The sequence below is a fragment of the Nitrospira sp. genome (genome assembly GCA_029194665.1).
GTDB lineage: Bacteria > Nitrospirota > Nitrospiria > Nitrospirales > Nitrospiraceae > Nitrospira_D.
The window spans coordinates 834,068-850,837 of the sequence record JARFXO010000001.1; the positions used below are offsets into that span (position 1 = coordinate 834,068).

Below are 16,770 nucleotides of genomic sequence, written 5' to 3' on the forward strand. Positions count from 1 at the left end.
TGTTCCTCGGCAACAATCAGCTCATCATCAACACATGCTCGACGATCGGGCCCAACGCCAGCGCCGGCACGAACGTCAACCCGCCGACGAGGAGCACGACTCCAATCAGCAAGACAACGAACAGCGGCGTATGCGTCGGTAACGTTCCGGAACCGGTAGGCGCCGATGGCTTCCGCGCCAGGGCGCCGGCGAGCGCGAGGGTCGGCACCGCCAGCCAGAAGCGGGAGGCGAGCATCGCTAAACCGCCTGTGGTGTTATAGAAGACCGTATTGGCATTCAACCCACCGAACGCGCTCCCGTTGTTGTTCGCCTGAGAGGTATAGGCATAGAGGATCTCGCTCAGGCCGTGAGGGCCGGGATTGAGAATCGAGGCCGTGCCGGCAGTCGTGACCGACGCAACGGCCGTCAGGCCCAACACGACGATCGGCATGATCAAAATAAGCAGGGAGGCCATTTTCATTTCATACGGCTCGATTTTCTTGCCGAGATATTCCGGCGTGCGCCCCACCATCAGCCCCGCGATGAACACGGCGATGATCGCAAAGACCAGCATCCCGTAGAGGCCCGAGCCGGCGCCGCCAAGAATCACCTCGCCGAACTGCATCAGGAACAGCGGAACCAGACCGCCCAAGGGCGTGAATGAGTCATGCATCGAATCGACGGCGCCGGTCGACGTTGCCGTCGTCGCGGCGGCAAAGATCGCGCTGCGCGCGATGCCGAAGCGCGCCTCTTTGCCTTCCATGTTTCCGCCCGGCTGGACGTCGCTCGGGGTATGATCGACACCGAGCCTCGCAATCCTGGGATTCCCGGCTGATTCCGCTAGATAGCCGCCGAGCATGAAGCCGAGCAGCACCACCAGCATCGTCGCGAGAATCGCCCAGCCTTGCCGCGTATCGCCGACCATGACGCCGAACGTGTAGGTCAAAGAAGCGGCAAGCACGGTTTCGGCCAAGATCAACAGGAAATCGGTGAAGGGCGTGGGGCTCTCAAACGGATGCGCGGCGTTGGCGCTAAAGAAGCCGCCCCCGTTGGTGCCGAGGTGTTTAATGGCCACTTGCGAGGCGGCCGGACCGACGGCCAATAGCTGATGGTGCTCGATAGCCGGCTCCATCTTCGGCTTGTCCTCCTCATCCACCGACGGCTGCCCGGTTCCATCGGTCACCGGTTTCTCATAGCGCACCGGTTGTGCGAAGCGCGCTGTGTGAGAGGCATCGAACGTTTGGACCGCTCCCTGTCCGACCAACAGCAAGGCGACGATCGTCGCGAGCGGGAGCAAGATGTACAGAGTGCTCCGAACGAGATCCACCCAGAAGTTGCCGATGGTCTGCGAACTGCGGCGAGCCAGCCCTCGGATGAAGGCGACGAGAATCGCTATGCCGGTGGCGGCGGAAACGAAGTTCTGAACGGTGAGGCCCATCATCTGAGTGAGATAGCTCATCGTCGATTCGCCGCCGTAGGCTTGCCAGTTCGTATTGGTGGTAAAGCTGGCCGCCGTATTGAAGGCCAGATCGGGTGCCACGGCGCCGAACGTCTGGGGATTGAGCGGCAGGACTCCCTGTATCCGTTGCAGTAGGTAGAGAGCCAGTAGTCCGACCCCGTTGAACAGGAGCATCGCGACGGCATAGGTCTTCCAAGTCATCTCTTCATCGGACCGGACACAGCAAAGTCGATAGAGGCTTCTCTCAACGGGACCCAGCAGGCGATCCAGGCCGCAGGGCTTGCCTTCATGCACGCGCGCCATGTACCAGCCGAGCGGCTTGACGAGCGCGATCAAAACTCCGAAAAAGAGGGCGATTTGCGCGAGGCCGTTGGTTGTCATCAGAACCACTCCGCTTTCAACAACGCGACCATAAGATAGACGAGCAGGCCCAACGAGAGCATGCCGCCGAGCAGATACATACCGTTCATGGCCATACCCCCTACAATCCTAAAGTCCTACAGCCGATCCAACGCCGAGATGAGCCAGCCAGACGCGAGAAAGAAACCGATTGCCAATCCGATGAACACGAGATCCATATTGCCTCCGTTCAGTCACGGTGAAGAACCTAACAAACGGCGCGTAAAAACGGTGTAAATAGTCCTGCTGTCGGTGACCCTTCTGACGTCGTATCGGGCTGCGCATCGTTGACCTCTTTCACGGAGAATCCAACGTCAAGATAATGCCGCCAATCACCATATGCTGCCCTGAAACCAGGACATTCTGAGGCCCTTTGAAGAAACCCCCACCCGGACCGGTTGATTCGTCATAGCGGTATTCGAGCCGCATAATCGTGTTCGTCCATTTGTAGCGAAAGGCATACTCGGCTGTCGTCGTGATCGCTTTGATGAACTGCTCGGATCCCGTCATCAGACCGTTCCGGTCCCAGTAGAACTCCGGCCTGACCGAAGCCGTCCAGGGCCCCGCGATGCGCCATCGCGTTTCCAAGGTCGCTCCGGTGTAGAAATCGCGAGGGTTCCCGGGCGCCGAGGCATTTCTTTGGGTCCCGATCTGGTAGTCAACACCCACGGTGAGGCGCTCGCCTTTCCATTCGACGATGCTGTCGGAGAAGAAGCGCCAGAATTCCATCGAGGTGTCGGACTGGTCCGGCCCGTAATAGATGGTCTCTTTGATGGTCCAGGCCGACGTGGGCTTGTATTGGACTTGCCCGCCGTAACTCGGGACGCTGTTGGAATTTTCAAGGTGAAAGTAATCATTGATGATGAAAACGGCTCCGGTCCACCGGTCGTTGAATGAGTACACGGCGTTGACTCCGAACATCAGGTAGGGTGAATAGTCGGCGATCCAGGCGCGCGTATAATTCGCATTGTCCTTGGCATAGAGCGACTCGTAGCCGATGAAACTGTTGAACAATCCAGCTTGGACCGTGAGCCCGTTGCCGACGGGCGCCAGATAGGATACGTTCGCCCGTCCAAAGTGACGCCATACATCGGAATCCTGCACATGCGGTAGGCCGACGGCGAATCCGAAGGCTTTGGAATCTTCGCCTGCCTGAAGCAACCATTCCGTTCCCCAGCGGGACGATTCCGTCGCATCTTTCCGGACATAGCCTCCAATCATATTCAAATTGAACTCATTGACCATCGGCGTCGTGCTGCGGTCGCGGAAGAAATGGTTGGCCGGAAAATTGAAGTTCACGAGATATCCCAGATCCACGAACCCGCCGTAGTGAAACAATCTGGGCTTGTTCGGCGCGTCGACGGCTTCGGACTTCCGTTGCTGCACCGGCATGATCGGCCCGACGAGATCTTCACCAAAGGCCGGAACGGTCGTTGCCCATACCAGGCACGCTAGAAATATCGTTGACCGCCGAACAACCTGTGTGATCAGGTCCAACCTTTTTCTCCGTACTCAAGCTGCCTTGGTGCTTCGGCATGCCTTATCGAGACCCTATCATGATCGGTGTCAGAATCATGTTAAACCGAAGCCGGAATATGTTAAGGCCGTATAAAAACGACTGTGAGAAACTGTGGGCTAGATGAAGTTCCCGCCGAAGGGGAAGTGACAGAGGCCGTGAAGGGGAGGATTACGTTGAGAGACGCCGGTAGTGGCGCAGCAAAAGCCGGCCTCCCCAGGCAAGGGATACCAGCATCACCAGGATGCCCAGGTTGTAGGTGAGATGAGCCAATCGGTGATCCCATTCCAACAAATCCAGCATCGTCAGAATGTTGTTCCAGTCATGACCGTCGGTTTCTTTTCCTGTCACTCCGCCGATCAGCATGAGGTCAAGCACTCGCGCATCGTTGATGTAGGGAGCGATATCCATCAGACTCTCTGCCGTCCACCACAAGGCCACTGAGGCTCCGAATGGATCACGAGTCTTCATAAGGAATGTCCCGAGACAGATGATCGGCATGAGAATTTGGCCGAGACTCCCGCCCAGGAACATCAGGAACCGGCCGAAGGGCATGAAAACCAAGTGCCCGGCTTCGTGAAAGGGCAGATTGATCAGGTGAAGAAATGACTCGCCGGTGTAGTTCGTTTCGAGCGGCGTGATGATGAACTTCCAACCCCACCAGATCAGCAGCAGGAACAGGACCACGCGGCCGTAGAACTTCATCGAATCGGTCGTCCGGTCCGATTCAATCAGCCATAGCTTGGCCGTCACCTGCCACTTCGATCTCGCAAACGATGAGGATGAGATCGAGAGACGAGTTTTTTCCGCGCCGGGTCGGTACTTGGCGAAGATGATGCCGCAGCCGTCACATTCCACCGCCTCATCAAGTCGTTCAGCGTGACATTTCGGACAGCGGGTCGTGGAGGCGCCGGCCGCGAGCATGGCTCTACTTTAAGATCGTCTGCGGAATCGGACAAGAAAATCAGATGAACGGGACAAGAAAATAGCAGTAGGCCGGATTTTGTACTGGTGCATAGCCAACATACCGAACAACGGCTCCAATCCACAGAACAAGATGTGCCCCAGCATTGCCCATCAGAAAAAGGGCCTTGACAACCGTGGAACGGTAACAGTAAAAATTTGTCGTAGGCTCAAGCCTCTAGGTGAGGCAAGTACCGCTGGGAGACTTTTTCAATATCCCGCCAGAGTCAATATCCCGCCAGAGTCGATATCCTGTTAGGAAAAGGAGACTAGTTACCATGATGATGCGTACCACTACCGCTGTGAGACAGTATCTCTCTGCCGCCTTTCTCATCGCGCTCGGATTGATCGCCTCTGGCTGCGGTGGCGACTCAGAAACCGCGCCCCCTCCGAACCCCGTGCAGTCACAGTTACAGCTTGCCAGCTTATCCGTCGCGACTGACACGACTACGGCAACGTTGCAACCGCCCTTCAGCCCCACAACGACGGAGTACGAGGTTGATCTTTCCAGCGACGTCGCGAGCGTGACTGTGACCGCTCTGCCTGCCGTGCCAGGCCACAAGGTCGGCATTAATAGTTCCGTCACGACAAGCAGTTCCATTCCCCTGAATCCGCCTGGCGACGCTCCCACAGTGGTGAGAATCTCGGTTTCAGAATCAGACACCAATGCGCAATTCTACGACGTCACTATCACCAGAGCAGGCCCAACGGGGAACAACTCGTTACAGAGCTTGACGGTTCCACCCGGAACCCTGGCACCGACGTTCGATCCGAACTTACAAGCCTATACAGCCAGCGTTCTCGACAATATCGGAAGTGTCACTGTGACCCCCACGCTGTCGGATCCGGCCGCGACGATGACGGTGAACGGGCCAACTGTCCTATCCGGGCAGGGTCTTCCAGTGGCCCTCAAGGGTGTCGGGCAAACCACTGCCATCACCGTAGCCGTGAAGGCCCAAAACGGCGCTCCGAAGAACTACCAGGTGGCTGTGAGTCGCGGAATCTCAAACAATGCCAATCTGGGGAGTTTGACTGTTTCACAAGGCAGCCTATCTCCAACCTTTAGTCCCAGTATAGTGGACTACTCCGTCACTGTAGCGAGTAGCGTGGAAAACGTCACGATCACCGGGGCTCCTCAAGATAGCGCTGCACATAGCCTGACAATTAACGGAGTGCCCAGCCCGACCCTCATCGACCTTGGGGATCCTGGATCAACCACGCTGGTGACTCTAGTCGTGACTGCGCAGAACAATCAGGTGAAACACTATGGCTTACAAATTATCCGCGCCGCAGCCCCACAGGCGGGAACAACAAGCTAACAACCTGCGCGCTAGGACCTAACAAGAAAATCAGAAAACGGAGCGAGTGAGGGCGGAAGAAGCCACGAATCGCTTAGTGGAAGGAGAACGGCACCGGCGGAAATGTGACGACAAGTACGGCAAACGCAATCCATCCGATAATCGTTCGGTTACGACCCAAGGGAACCTGAGGATCCATGGTAGGAGAGTGCCCGATCCCCCACAGTCCCTCCATGAACGCCCACTCGAATGGTGCCCCGTCCGTCGTGTAGCGGTGGACATGGTGGATCGCATACTTCTGGTGCCGAGTGCTGGCCTTTGGACGTGAGGCCTTTCGGAAACGCTTGGCCTTTTACAAAGCGAGGTCCGACAAGGGGTACAGTTTGACCGATTGTTGGTCTACGGGCGTGATGCGGCAGCATCGAATCACGGAGGCATTGACCACCGACCGGCATTTCGAACAAGAGGGCTTCATCGCGCGCATGCGTGATCCCTCTCGGCACTGACACGCTTATCCAACTCTCAGGCATCACCAGAAGAAGGGTTCCGTTCAGGCGGGACCGGAAAGCTTAACAGGCTGCGGAACAACTCGATTCGCGTGCTTCGACATGCTCAGCATGAACGAAAAATCTCAGCAAATTCAATGACCGCTCCGTTCGTCCTGAGGCTCTCGAAGGATGAACAGAAGGTTTTTCCGCAGCCTGCTGGATGTCCGATTGTTTCCTCTCTCAGACATTTCCTGGGAGACAATGGCCTTCCCGGTAGTCAGCGAAGCCCTAAGACGCTACGTGGTCGATGCAAAAAGCAGAGAGTTTCGACTCCATCTCGCCAGCCTACCGGACATGCCGGGGTTCTAGCAGGGGCAACTTACCGGCTTAGCAGGAAACTTGTCGGGTTCTCCAATTTTTGGCTATAATTCGAACATGCCTAGTTCATCCATAACCCGCAAACACACTCGCCGCCGAGGACGCCGCATTCCCAACAAACGCGCGTCTCGTAGCGAACCGATCTGGCAACAGATTCTCAATATCGTCCGTCGTGTGCCGGAGTCTGATTTGCATAAGCTGCCGACCGATCTGGCTGAGCATCACGATCACTCCCTCTCGGGTCAGGCACGCTCTTGAGGATCATCTTTGCCGACACGGCCTACTGGCTCGCGTTGGCCAGCCCGTTTGATCGTCATCACAGTCTCGCTGTCGACCTGTCGACGACGTTGGAGAACAGCCGTCTTTTAACGACCGATGCGGTGTTGACCGAACTGCTCAATGCCCATTCGAATGGCGGCCCATCTATAGCCGTGCGGCAGTAGACATGGTGGACCAAATACTCCTTGCCCCGAGCGTCCGTGTGCTGCCATTTGGGCGAGAGACCTTTCGGAAGAGCCTGGCTTTTTACAAAGGGAGACCAGACAAGGGGTACAGCTTGACCGATTGTTGGTCCATGGTCGTGATGCTGCAGCATCGAATCACGGAGGCATTGACCACCGACCGGCATTTCGAACAAGAGGGCTTCATCGCCCTCATGCGTACTCCATCTCCCCGCTAAATCGCTCTCACCCTCGCCTGCAATAGTCGGAATCTGGTGATCGCCTGGATCAAATGGATACATCCCGTCGTTCATCTTGCTGGTCTACCGGATAGGCCGGCGTTTTGGAAAAAGTTCCCTGCCGTCGCATGTCATCTCTGCATTGAGACATTTGGATACACCTGAATCTGTTCGGATACAGGTACGTAGTCATTCGGATGTCATGGTCTTGTGGGGATCCGTTCGAAAATCGCCCACATTGGGATTGTTCGTCGGTAGGCAAGGTGATTGCTTAGCAGGTTCTTTCGGTATACAAAGGTGTCCGTCGAGCGCGGGTGAGCCGACATGAGGAGGAGACGATGCCCAGGGGCACAAGAATCCTCAGATGGCTGAAAAAAGGAGTGGTCCTGATTTATCTGCTTGGAGTCACTTCAGCATCGGTTGCACAACAAAACTCGATCCAAGACGCGGAGGCACTCGACCAGCAAGCCGGTAGGCTTTATGGACAGGGCCGTTACAAAGAGGCCATTCCTCTGGTACGGGAGGCCCTGGCGATTCTGGAAAAGGCGCTGGGGCCGGATCATCCGGACAGGTTAAAGTCGCTCGACCATCTGGCCATGCTCTATCAGGATTCGGGGACTTATGAGGAGGCGGAGCCACTGTATAAGCAGGCACTGGCCATTCGGGAAAAGGCGTTGGGACCAGAGCATCTGGACACATCGGTGTCGGTCAATCATCTGGCAAGGCTCTATCATGACACCGGAGCCTACGGACAGGCGGAGCCGCTGTACAAGCGGGCGCTGGCGATCCGGGAGAAAGTGCTGGGGGCCGAGTATCCAGGTACTGCCATGTCGCTTAGCAATCTGGCGGGACTCTATATAGACACGGGAGCCTATAGACAGGCGGAGCCGTTGCTGGAGCGAGCCTTGGCGATCCGTGAAAAGGTACTGGGTCCAGAGCATCCGGATACGGCTTATTCTCTCAGCAATTTGGGGCTGCTCTATTGGAACACCGGAGACAACGGACAAGCGGAGCTGCTGTACAAGCGGGCGCTGGCAATCATGGAAAAGGCACTGGGACCGGAACATCTGGTTACGGCTAGATCCCTCAACAATCTGGCGGTGCTCTATGAGGAGACAGGGCGCTTTGAGCAGGCAGAGCCGTTGCTGGAGCGAGCCCTGGCGATCCGTGAAAAGGCACTGGGACCGGAACATCTGGATACGGCTAGATCCCTCAACAATTTAGCGGTGCTCTATTGGGTGACCGGGGCCTACGGACAGGCGGAGGCACTCCTTAAGCGGGCACTGGCGATCCAAGAGAAGGTCTTGGGGCCGCAGCACCAGGATACGGCCCGATCGCTCGACATTCTAGCAACCTTGTATTGGGCGACAGGCGATCTGGCCAGAACAGGACCATTATATAGAAAGGCACAAGCCATTCACGAAAAAACCCTGGCGACTTTTCTTCTGACCGGATCGGAATCGCGCAAGCAAGCCTATCTCGCTCAGCTGAGTGGTCAAACATTCATGCGGGTCTCACTCTCGCTTACAACGCCGGACCATCAAGCCAAGGTATTAGGACTCCGGAGTGTGCTGATGGTAAAAGGGCGTGTGTTGGATGTCATATCGGACAGTGCTGGACGTCTGCGGCGAAATGCAAAGCCAGAAGATCGGGGTCTATTCGAACAACTCAGCGAGGTCGCACAGAAATTATCAACTCTGACCCATCAGGCCCTTGGAAATCTTCAGCCCGAGGCTTATCGCCAGGAATTACAAGATCTCATGACTCGGCAGGAACAACTCGAAGCGGATCTGTCTAAACGTAGTGCAGAATTTCGGCAGCAGATCGCTCCTATCGCCCTGGCAGCTACCCAGACCGCGATCCCTCAAAAGACAGCCCTCGTAGAATGGTATTGCTATAAGCCATTTGATCCCAACGCTAAGGATGCGCAATCGAGACTGGGTAAGCCGCGCTATGTGGCCTATGTGCTTAAGCGAATAGGTGAGCCGGCGGTGATGGATTTTGGTGATGCGGAAGCACTTGACCAGTTAATTAAAGATTTTCGAACGGGACTGGGCGATCCAACAAACACCTATGTTCAAGAGTTGGCCAAGGAGTTATACGACAAACTGCTAAGACCCTTACAGCATCACTTAAGCAATATCGATCATCTACTCATTTCACCGGACGGCGCATTGAATTTGGTGCCTTTTGCCGCGCTTCTTGATGAAACAGGAGCATACCTAGGCTCAAAGAAAGGAATCACCTACGTTACGAGTGGTCGGGACTTGGTACGATATGGGACACCGTCTCTTGGGAAGGGTGATGCAATCATTGTCGCTGATCCGAACTATGGAGAAGTTGCTGGTGAAGTGGCAAAGGTGGAACCTTCCAATCATATGAAGCGCTCAGTCGATTTGGATCGTGGTGCGATGAGCTTTACGTCACTGCCTGGAACGGCTGAAGAGGCCAAGACACTCAAAACGTTGCTTAAAGTTCCTGATGACCATGTGCTGACGCAAGCCAAGGCCACGGAGGAGCGGTTCAAACAGCTTCACGGGCCGCGCATTCTTCACGTGGCCACGCATGGGTTTTTCCTGAAAGACAGAGAGGTTTCGAACGCAGCGCTCAGACGCAATTTCATTCAAGACATAGCCCCTGTCCCATTAGGTGAGAATCCCTTGCTGCGGTCTGGGCTGGCTTTGGCCGGGGCTAATCAGCGACGCTCGGGAGAAAAGGATGACGGAATTTTAACTGCAGCGGAGGTCGCACAGATGGACCTCCGTGGGACCCAGCTCGTGGTGCTTTCGGCTTGTGAGACCGGTGTAGGCGATGTGCAGAACGGCGAAGGAGTCTACGGGCTGCGGCGAGCACTTGTGCTTGCTGGGGCAGAATCCCAAGTCACATCGCTCTGGAAAGTGGCAGATGAGGCGACGAAGGATCTCATGGTGGACTACTACCAGCGACTCTTGAAAGGCGAGGGCCGCTCGGAGGCTTTGCGCAATGCGCAATTGGCCATGCTGAAGAGCAAGGATCGATCGCACCCCTATTACTGGGCGGCGTTTGTTCCCATTGGCAACTGGACGCCGCTGACGAAAAGTCGGTAGTGGAGTGTTCGGAAAATTCGTATCATAATCCGTTCGCCCTGAGACCTGTCGAAGGGCGTGTGAATTTATGCAGTTCCGTTCATGGTTCGACATGCTCACCACGAACGTATTCTGGGACTCTCTGCATTAGAGATAAGCAAGGCTATACCCATGGCCGGTATCTTCATTAGTTATCGCCAAGCGGATGCGAAAGCCTGGGCGATCGGTTTACGCGATGATCTTGCCAAGGCGTTTGGTGACGATCAAGTTTTCCTCGACAAGGATGCCCTTGGTCCGGGGAACTGGCGGGACCAGTTGCAGCGGGCGCTGGCTAAATGCACGGTCGTTCTCGTGGTGATCGGGCGTCAGTGGTTGACCACTGCCGATGAGCAGCAACGGCCTCGGATCGGTTTGCCTGATGATGTGCATCGCCAAGAAATTGCCCTTGCCTTAAGTCATCGAGGCGTGACGGTTATTCCTGTCCTGGTCGATGATGCCGCAATGCCGAAAGGTGAACAGCTCTCGGAGGACATTCGCGTCCTAACCGATCAGCAGGCCTACAAGGTTGGCGATACCAAGGCCCGCCGTAAGGCGGATCTGGAGGTGCTGATCAAGGGCATTGAATCAGTCGGTGGGCTCACTGCAAAGTCGGATGTGGCGGAAGGTGAGTCGGACAAGGGACAGTCCCCTTGGTACAAGTTGGATTACTCTGCGGTCGGAATTGCGTTTGTGCTCACGGTGGTCTTGGCCATGATCGGGTACAGTTCAGGAGGGTTTACCGAGAAAGAAATTCCTGTCCTGCTCGTCATTTCCTATGGCCTCGCGCTCGGCGGCAAACGGATCTGGCGTCTCATCAGTAATCGGCGAAAGAGAGTGGCATGAGGTGGCGGTTGTGCTGGAGGATTCTTGGAGGTCTGTCGCTTCTCGTCGTCCTTCTGGTTTCTGCAACAGCGTCAGCCCAGACTGACACCCAGAACGATGCAATGGATCTTATCTGCCTCACGGATCGTCCTACGATCGTTGAGGGAGAGAGCACCAGGCTGCAAGTGGTCGTTGGGACTCAGGATGGCAATCCGACTGCACGAGCGGTCTCATTTCAATGGCAAGTTAGCGATGGAACTGTCCAAGGCAGTGGTCCAGAGGTTGAATGGAATCTGAGCAAGGTCCGTATCAAGTCCGGCGAGTCGCATACAAAGGTGACGGCGACGGTCAAGGCGATGACGGCAGGCTGTACAGTAGAGGTGTTCATTGGCAAAAAGGAGCCAGCAGGTGGAGAGGACTCAACTGAGGGGACCCGCGGTGGACTGATTACTGCCCGACGGTATCTATTGCCCAATCAAGAGGAAAAACCCAACTACGGTCTCTACAGCTACTTGCTTCTGAGTGCGGAGCCGCAAGGTGAAAAGGAAACGGGGCGCGCTCTCCAGACGCTGGAGGCCTGCTTGCGGGTCATGCGCCAACTCGACAAGCTCGGTCGGTACGTCCGTCCGAGCCAGCTGAATGCGACGCATATCCCGGTGACAGACCTGCCAAAGGGGAAGGAAGCCGATCCAGACTTCGCGAAGAAGGTGTTAGCTGTCTACGATTTTGATAGAGCAAAAGTACTGTTGAATAAATTCGAGAAAAGCTATGACCGAGGCCCCTACCTGATTTCAGTGAAACCTCCACTCACTCAAGCGCCTGAACCTGTTCCGGTCCATATCCTTCAAGACTTCACGGACGTCTCCCCCAGACTGGCAGCTAGAGTCGTGAGGGATTTTGAATATCTCGCCGCTCAGGAACGCACCTGGAGTGAGCAGGCAATGCGCAAGTTGCCCTCCAAGCTCCGGAACTACCTCGCAGTCGCGAGCGAGGTGACACCGGAGATCGCTGGCAGCCTGAAAACAATGATTCAGTTCATCAAGCTGGGTGAGTAGTCTGTGTTGTCAGCTAAGCTCAGGCCCTAATCCTGCGATATGGGTGGGAACGGTTTACGTCTTCGGCAGCTCGTCTTGGGGAACGATCAACGCCTGTCCTGCTGTAACGGAGGCTTGGTCGACTACCCGTTTGAGTCGTTCATGTTCGGTCGGTTCCATCGCGAGAAACTCCATGCCGATGCCCTGTGAACCGGCCCATCGGACGGTCGCTTTAATGACGTGGATTGGTGGGGATCCGTTTTCCAGTTGAAGAAACAGTTCCACCTGCATGCCGGTGAAGGGGCGGATCGTGCTCTCTAGCCGACAGCCCTTCAGCGACAGGTCCTTGACCGAAGCGTTGTATCGAAGTTTGTCTCTCTGAACCAACGTGCTTGAAATTGCAACAGGAAAGCGGGGGAATTTCCGAACAACCATCGTGCATCCTTGTGTTGTGGGATGTGGGCTCACTGACTGCCGAGCCGACCACCGTTGTAGGTCATGAGCTACTCGGTAGCAGGCTATGTGGCAGGTGGAGACTTGTCAACGAAAAGACTGATCTGAGCAGGAATGGCTGAGTTCAGAACTAACGGATTGTTGCCGGCTACTTCATCTGGAACGTTACCAGCGATAACCCCAATACCCGTAATGTCGGTGGCCCCAAAATGGACCATAGTAGGGTGAGGCATAAATCCCAGCGCTACCAAATTGGAGTCCGAACCCAAGGCCGAGGGGATAGCCATAGGAGTAAGGATAGGAATATGGAATTGGGACAATGCTCGTGGAGGGGCGCTCCGCAAGTTGGCGCTGCAGATCAGCTGTCGTGGTCGCTTGCCGATCGAGCTGGCTTTTGAGTTGACCGACGGTCCCCTCTTGAGATTGAAGCTTCCCCTCGAGCTCCGCAATCTTCTTCTGTTGCGCTTCCATGAAGGCGTTCACGCAACGGATCTGCGCGTCGCCCGTGTAATTCGAACATTCCCATGGTACTTGGAGGGTTTCAGCTAGGGAGGGAAAGGGGGAAAGTGCGCAGACCAAGCTTCCAACCACAACCAAGCCTTGCAATAGCCGCTCTCGAAAGATCTCCACCTTCATAGTTCCCTCATGAGCTACCTAGAGGCTACCACGAGAATTGTTCCTTGGCCAGATAGTCCGTCGACGCTTGAGCATAGGTTCCTTTACTCAAGAGGGTGATGGGTGCATTTGATTTTGAAGGGGAGGGACTCCTACAATGTCGTGGTCGAGAGACGGTGATCATAGGGCTCGGTGCATGCCTGCAAGACGACCTCCCAACAAGAAAAAGCCCGGCAAGACCGGTCTACCCGACCGGTCTGCGAAGCGCCGATTCCAACTGCGTCTCCTGAAGTGGTATGAGGAATATGGCCGTGACTTGCCCTGGAGAAAGACGTCTGATCCTTACCATATTCTTGTTTCTGAAGTGATGCTCCAGCAGACTCAAGTCGATCGGGTGATCCCCAAGTACCACGAGTTTCTGGAACGCTATCCAAGTTTCGAAGACTTGGCGGAAGCTCCGGTCGCTGATGTCAAGAAGACGTGGTATCCCCTTGGGTACAACATTCGCCCGGAGCGGCTCCACGGGATCGCTTGCGAAACGGTGGAACGGTACGGAGGGAAGTTACCCAATGACGCTGACGAGTTGCTCTCATTCAAAGGGATCGGGCGTTATACTGCCGGGGCTATTCGCTCCTTCGCCTTCAATGAAGATGCGCCCATTTTGGACACGAACGTGATCCGTGTCTTACACAGGGTGTTTGTCGCTGAGGGTGATCCCAAAGCACAGAAGACGATGCTCTGGGAATTATCAGAAACCTTGATCCCGTCGGGGAAAGGGTACGACTTCAACCAGGCTCTCATGGACTTTGGAGCGACGGTCTGCACGGCGCGTGATCCTTATTGTCTGCTTTGTCCAATGAAGTCGTTCTGCAAGACGTATCCGTTCAAGGCGACGCCTCGGGAAAGGATCGGCCGATTATGAAAGTCATCGAAGTGGCAGCGGGCCTCATCCACCGTGACGGTCGTTATTTGATTGCCCGTCGAAAGCCCGGCGGTCACTTAGCCGGTTTCTGGGAGTTCCCTGGCGGAAAACGAGAACCGGGAGAATCGTTAACAGACTGTTTGCAACGGGAGCTGTTTGAAGAGCTGAGCATTCGCGTCGACCTTGTTATTCCGTACCGGATCATCCAGCATGATTATCTCGATCGCATCATAGAGTTGCATTTTATTCGATGTGCTATTGGACAGGGGGAGCCGCTGCCTATCGGCTGTGAAGAAATCCGATGGGTGTACCCCGAAGATCTTACGCATTTTAAGTTCCCGCCGGCAGACTACGCGATTATCGAAGCCTTACGACGCGAGGCGCTCGGAGTTTCACGATGAAGGTGGTGCTCGACATTGAAACCGTCCAGGCCACGCGCGATGAATGGGCCCGCCTATTGGGGAAGCCTCAGGCAAACGAATCGTCCTATCCGCCAGAAGGGGGCTTCGATCTCTTTGCGGCAGGAGCCGCTGAAGAGCAACGTCGTGCGGAGGACGAGTCCTACGCGAAGTCAGCGTTCGATGGGACCTTCAGCCGCATCGTCTGTATCGGTATGCTGGAGTTTTCCGATCAGCTGGAAGCGCGCAGCGCCGTCGCCTGGTTTGGGGCGAACGAACGGGAGCTGCTCCGTCAATTTTGGGCGAGATTGGCCCAGGACCGTCCTGCCTTGTACATCACGCATAACGGGCTTGGCTTTGATCTCCCTTTTATCAAGAAGCGGTCCACCATCAATCAAGTGAAACCAAGCCTCGACATCAACCTCGCAAAATTCCGTACCGAACCGGTCTATGACACGATGGCCGTCTGGAGTAATTGGGACATGAGGGGTTGGGTCAAGCTCGATGTATTGGCCCGCGCATTACAGGTCGACACGAAGTCGGGCAGTGGAGAACAAGTCGCCGAAATGTGGGAGAAGAGACAAGGTCGCGAGCTTGCACAATACTGTCTGCAAGATACCTATGTGACCTATGCCTGCTATTGTCGCATGAACTTTCGTCAGCCGCTGTCCAGGGAGGTTGTGCTGCTGCAGCCTGAGCTCTACGATGTCGGTTGATCGATAGTCGATCAACGGGTTGGATAGGCTTGCGCCGATTTCTTTTTCAGGGCTGAACGGGCGGCTGTCTTGTTGGCCTTTAAGGCTTTCAACTCTTCCGTCCGTTGACGGAGCTCCTTTTTCATCCACGTGGTTTCCTTCTTCAGCATCGCAATCTCAGAGTCTTTGAGCTTGCTGGCCTCGCGCGCTTCTCGGAGCTCATCCATTTTCCTGTTGAGGAGTTCATCGGTACTCAATGGAGGAATTTCTGAATCAGTCCGGGGATAGGTAGTGACTGGAAACTCTTGAGTGCCCAGCTGGGCGGAAGCGTCCTGCGACGACGCTGTTTCCATGGCCGATGCACGTTGCGTCCGTGCGGCGGTTGGTGTCATCGGAGCAGTCTGTGATGCAGAAGCAGAGACAGGTTTCTGCATCCCCGCTGCAAGAGGCGACCCCTGCGTCGGTCCATTGGCGAGGACTTGATAATCGATCACCATGGTCATCGCTCCGCTTCCCAGGGCGACGAAGGAAGGAGCTTTTTCAAGACGAGCGACGGAATTAGGAATGAATCCAGATACCGTCCTGTTTTGAGTAGGGGCAATTGTCAGATAAATCGACCCTTTATACATGTAGAGGGTGCCCGCTGTGGGTTCAGCGCCTGACCCTGCCGATGGAGACACCTTGAAACCGACAATCTGCTCCGGTTTCGCTTGCGATAAACCTTGGGCTAGCAGGGGAGCAAGGAACTCGGCGTCTTCATCGCTGAACACTCTCATCGGCTTGCTGCCACTGGCGGGCATGTTACCTTTCATTTTCTGGACGTCGTCGGTTACAACGCCTTTGACTATTTTCAGCATCGTCATCTGGTCGATGGTGGCTGGATGGCTGGCTTCAAATGACCAATCGGCGATTTCCTTGAGATAGACGGAGCCGTTGGCGTTCTTGTGGAGCTTTGCCTCTCCGGAAAACATCGAGCATCCCGCCACGACTAGGCTGAGAGATATCAAGGCACCGATATAATGGGTACTGCTGACATTGAAATAGGCTTGCATATTGCACTCCTCACATGTCGTCTTGTGGCTGAGGGGGCCCGGTTCGCATTTGTCGAAAGATCAGAAGCTTCTTGTGGTTTGGATATTGAACTACCAGATACCCAAGCCCATGAGCACCATGCCGATCGCCAACCATCCCACTACCCCGGCTGAAATGATTAGTTCGAGGGTGATGCGGGAGTCAGACGGGTTTGGGTTGGGCTTTGAATCGGAGTCGCTGGACTTCATAACCAGAAGCGAAATCCCTGGTTTCCGAACAGATGGACACCGGCATCTATAGCAAGGTTCATGCCTTCTCATTTTTATAAGTGACAGGCTGTATTGTCGCTCAAGGTGGGGAGGATGCTTTTGATGAAACTCGAGGCTAGAAATTCAGGACGAGAAACCAAGCTCCAGAAATGAGACCGTGAAGGGTGCGTTGATAATCATAGGGATAGTGTCTAAGTGTTCAATCGAGTGGAGGGGGAGATTCGGGCAATCGTCAACGAGTCTGTCATAAACGAGGCGAAATGGGAG

16 protein-coding genes are annotated in these 16,770 nt (G+C 55.3%); 9 read left to right on the forward strand and 7 right to left on the reverse strand.

Features of this window, described 5'->3' with window-relative positions; genetic code table 11:
• Nucleotides 1-16: 16 nt before the first annotated feature.
• The 4 genes from kdpA to P0119_04035 all read right to left on the reverse strand — a co-directional run bounded on the left by kdpA (nucleotide 17) and on the right by P0119_04035 (nucleotide 4,277).
• The gene (kdpA, locus tag P0119_04020) at nucleotides 17-1,819 is read right to left on the reverse strand and encodes a potassium-transporting ATPase subunit KdpA (protein ID MDF0665225.1); all 1,803 of its coding nucleotides are present in this window, start codon (nucleotides 1,817-1,819) and stop codon (nucleotides 17-19) included.
• On the reverse strand, nucleotides 1,819-1,908 hold the full coding sequence (gene kdpF, locus P0119_04025; protein ID MDF0665226.1) for a K(+)-transporting ATPase subunit F: 90 nt from the start codon (nucleotides 1,906-1,908) through the stop codon (nucleotides 1,819-1,821). The genes kdpA and kdpF overlap by 1 nt, the downstream gene beginning before the upstream one ends.
• A gap of 226 nt (nucleotides 1,909-2,134) precedes the next feature.
• Nucleotides 2,135-3,334, reverse strand: a complete 1,200-nt coding sequence (locus tag P0119_04030) for an outer membrane beta-barrel protein (protein MDF0665227.1) — start codon at nucleotides 3,332-3,334, stop codon at nucleotides 2,135-2,137.
• 190 nt (nucleotides 3,335-3,524) lie between these two features.
• Nucleotides 3,525-4,277: a hypothetical protein gene (locus P0119_04035; protein ID MDF0665228.1), complete on the reverse strand. Its 753-nt coding sequence runs from the start codon at nucleotides 4,275-4,277 to the stop codon at nucleotides 3,525-3,527.
• A 317-nt stretch (nucleotides 4,278-4,594) separates the two neighbouring features.
• Here P0119_04035 and P0119_04040 point away from each other — a divergent pair, with 317 nt between their 5' ends.
• The 6 genes from P0119_04040 (at nucleotide 4,595) to P0119_04065 (ending at nucleotide 12,140) form a co-directional block, all read left to right on the forward strand.
• Nucleotides 4,595-5,635, forward strand: coding sequence for a cadherin-like beta sandwich domain-containing protein (locus P0119_04040; GenBank protein MDF0665229.1), 1,041 nt, complete (start codon nucleotides 4,595-4,597; stop codon nucleotides 5,633-5,635).
• A gap of 1,099 nt (nucleotides 5,636-6,734) precedes the next feature.
• Complete coding sequence (locus P0119_04045; GenBank protein MDF0665230.1) at nucleotides 6,735-6,923, forward strand: hypothetical protein; 189 nt, start codon at nucleotides 6,735-6,737, stop codon at nucleotides 6,921-6,923.
• A 2-nt stretch (nucleotides 6,924-6,925) separates the two neighbouring features.
• Nucleotides 6,926-7,159 (forward strand): hypothetical protein, encoded by a 234-nt coding sequence (locus tag P0119_04050; protein MDF0665231.1) that lies wholly within the window; start codon nucleotides 6,926-6,928, stop codon nucleotides 7,157-7,159.
• 338 nt (nucleotides 7,160-7,497) lie between these two features.
• Nucleotides 7,498-10,245 (forward strand): CHAT domain-containing protein, encoded by a 2,748-nt coding sequence (locus tag P0119_04055; GenBank protein MDF0665232.1) that lies wholly within the window; start codon nucleotides 7,498-7,500, stop codon nucleotides 10,243-10,245.
• Between the two features lie 150 nt (nucleotides 10,246-10,395).
• Nucleotides 10,396-11,106, forward strand: coding sequence for a toll/interleukin-1 receptor domain-containing protein (locus tag P0119_04060; GenBank protein ID MDF0665233.1), 711 nt, complete (start codon nucleotides 10,396-10,398; stop codon nucleotides 11,104-11,106).
• A complete protein-coding gene (locus tag P0119_04065; protein ID MDF0665234.1) occupies nucleotides 11,103-12,140 on the forward strand; it encodes a hypothetical protein in 1,038 nt (345 codons plus the stop codon). Before P0119_04060 ends, P0119_04065 begins: the two co-directional genes overlap by 4 nt.
• Nucleotides 12,141-12,194: 54 nt before the next feature.
• On the opposite strand, the gene P0119_04070 is transcribed toward P0119_04065, so the two are convergent.
• Both P0119_04070 and P0119_04075 read right to left on the reverse strand, forming a co-directional pair.
• Entirely contained in the window at nucleotides 12,195-12,554 is a 360-nt protein-coding gene (locus P0119_04070; protein ID MDF0665235.1) for a PilZ domain-containing protein, read from the reverse strand.
• A gap of 183 nt (nucleotides 12,555-12,737) precedes the next feature.
• A complete protein-coding gene (locus P0119_04075) occupies nucleotides 12,738-13,208 on the reverse strand; it encodes a hypothetical protein (GenBank protein ID MDF0665236.1) in 471 nt (156 codons plus the stop codon).
• Between the two features lie 175 nt (nucleotides 13,209-13,383).
• On the opposite strand from P0119_04075, the gene P0119_04080 reads away from it, so the two are divergent.
• Genes P0119_04080 through P0119_04090 form a run of 3 tightly spaced genes read left to right on the forward strand, consistent with a single transcriptional unit; the run spans nucleotide 13,384 to nucleotide 15,223 of the window.
• Nucleotides 13,384-14,109, forward strand: coding sequence for an A/G-specific adenine glycosylase (locus P0119_04080; GenBank protein ID MDF0665237.1), 726 nt, complete (start codon nucleotides 13,384-13,386; stop codon nucleotides 14,107-14,109).
• On the forward strand, nucleotides 14,106-14,510 hold the full coding sequence (locus tag P0119_04085; protein MDF0665238.1) for a (deoxy)nucleoside triphosphate pyrophosphohydrolase: 405 nt from the start codon (nucleotides 14,106-14,108) through the stop codon (nucleotides 14,508-14,510). The genes P0119_04080 and P0119_04085 overlap by 4 nt, the downstream gene beginning before the upstream one ends.
• On the forward strand, nucleotides 14,507-15,223 hold the full coding sequence (locus tag P0119_04090) for a 3'-5' exonuclease (GenBank protein MDF0665239.1): 717 nt from the start codon (nucleotides 14,507-14,509) through the stop codon (nucleotides 15,221-15,223). Before P0119_04085 ends, P0119_04090 begins: the two co-directional genes overlap by 4 nt.
• Before the next feature lie 11 nt (nucleotides 15,224-15,234).
• Here the strand turns inward: P0119_04090 and P0119_04095 are convergent, their stop codons facing one another.
• Nucleotides 15,235-16,254: a hypothetical protein gene (locus P0119_04095; GenBank protein ID MDF0665240.1), complete on the reverse strand. Its 1,020-nt coding sequence runs from the start codon at nucleotides 16,252-16,254 to the stop codon at nucleotides 15,235-15,237.
• Nucleotides 16,255-16,770: the final 516 nt, after the last annotated feature.

What these genes read in the sequence shown, in the direction of transcription:
- kdpA (MDF0665225.1), bottom strand. Translation starts at nt 1,819, where the DNA reads ATGACAACCAACGGCCTCGCGCAAATCGCCCTCTTTTTCGGAGTTTTG.
- kdpF (MDF0665226.1), bottom strand. Translation starts at nt 1,908, where the DNA reads ATGAACGGTATGTATCTGCTCGGCGGCATGCTCTCGTTGGGCCTGCTC.
- P0119_04035 (MDF0665228.1), bottom strand. Translation starts at nt 4,277, where the DNA reads ATGCTCGCGGCCGGCGCCTCCACGACCCGCTGTCCGAAATGTCACGCT.
- P0119_04040 (MDF0665229.1), top strand. Translation starts at nt 4,595, where the DNA reads ATGATGATGCGTACCACTACCGCTGTGAGACAGTATCTCTCTGCCGCC.
- P0119_04050 (MDF0665231.1), top strand. Translation starts at nt 6,926, where the DNA reads ATGGTGGACCAAATACTCCTTGCCCCGAGCGTCCGTGTGCTGCCATTT.
- P0119_04055 (MDF0665232.1), top strand. Translation starts at nt 7,498, where the DNA reads ATGCCCAGGGGCACAAGAATCCTCAGATGGCTGAAAAAAGGAGTGGTC.
- P0119_04060 (MDF0665233.1), top strand. Translation starts at nt 10,396, where the DNA reads ATGGCCGGTATCTTCATTAGTTATCGCCAAGCGGATGCGAAAGCCTGG.
- P0119_04065 (MDF0665234.1), top strand. Translation starts at nt 11,103, where the DNA reads ATGAGGTGGCGGTTGTGCTGGAGGATTCTTGGAGGTCTGTCGCTTCTC.
- P0119_04070 (MDF0665235.1), bottom strand. Translation starts at nt 12,554, where the DNA reads ATGGTTGTTCGGAAATTCCCCCGCTTTCCTGTTGCAATTTCAAGCACG.
- P0119_04075 (MDF0665236.1), bottom strand. Translation starts at nt 13,208, where the DNA reads ATGAAGGTGGAGATCTTTCGAGAGCGGCTATTGCAAGGCTTGGTTGTG.
- P0119_04080 (MDF0665237.1), top strand. Translation starts at nt 13,384, where the DNA reads ATGCCTGCAAGACGACCTCCCAACAAGAAAAAGCCCGGCAAGACCGGT.
- P0119_04085 (MDF0665238.1), top strand. Translation starts at nt 14,106, where the DNA reads ATGAAAGTCATCGAAGTGGCAGCGGGCCTCATCCACCGTGACGGTCGT.
- P0119_04090 (MDF0665239.1), top strand. Translation starts at nt 14,507, where the DNA reads ATGAAGGTGGTGCTCGACATTGAAACCGTCCAGGCCACGCGCGATGAA.
- P0119_04095 (MDF0665240.1), bottom strand. Translation starts at nt 16,254, where the DNA reads ATGCAAGCCTATTTCAATGTCAGCAGTACCCATTATATCGGTGCCTTG.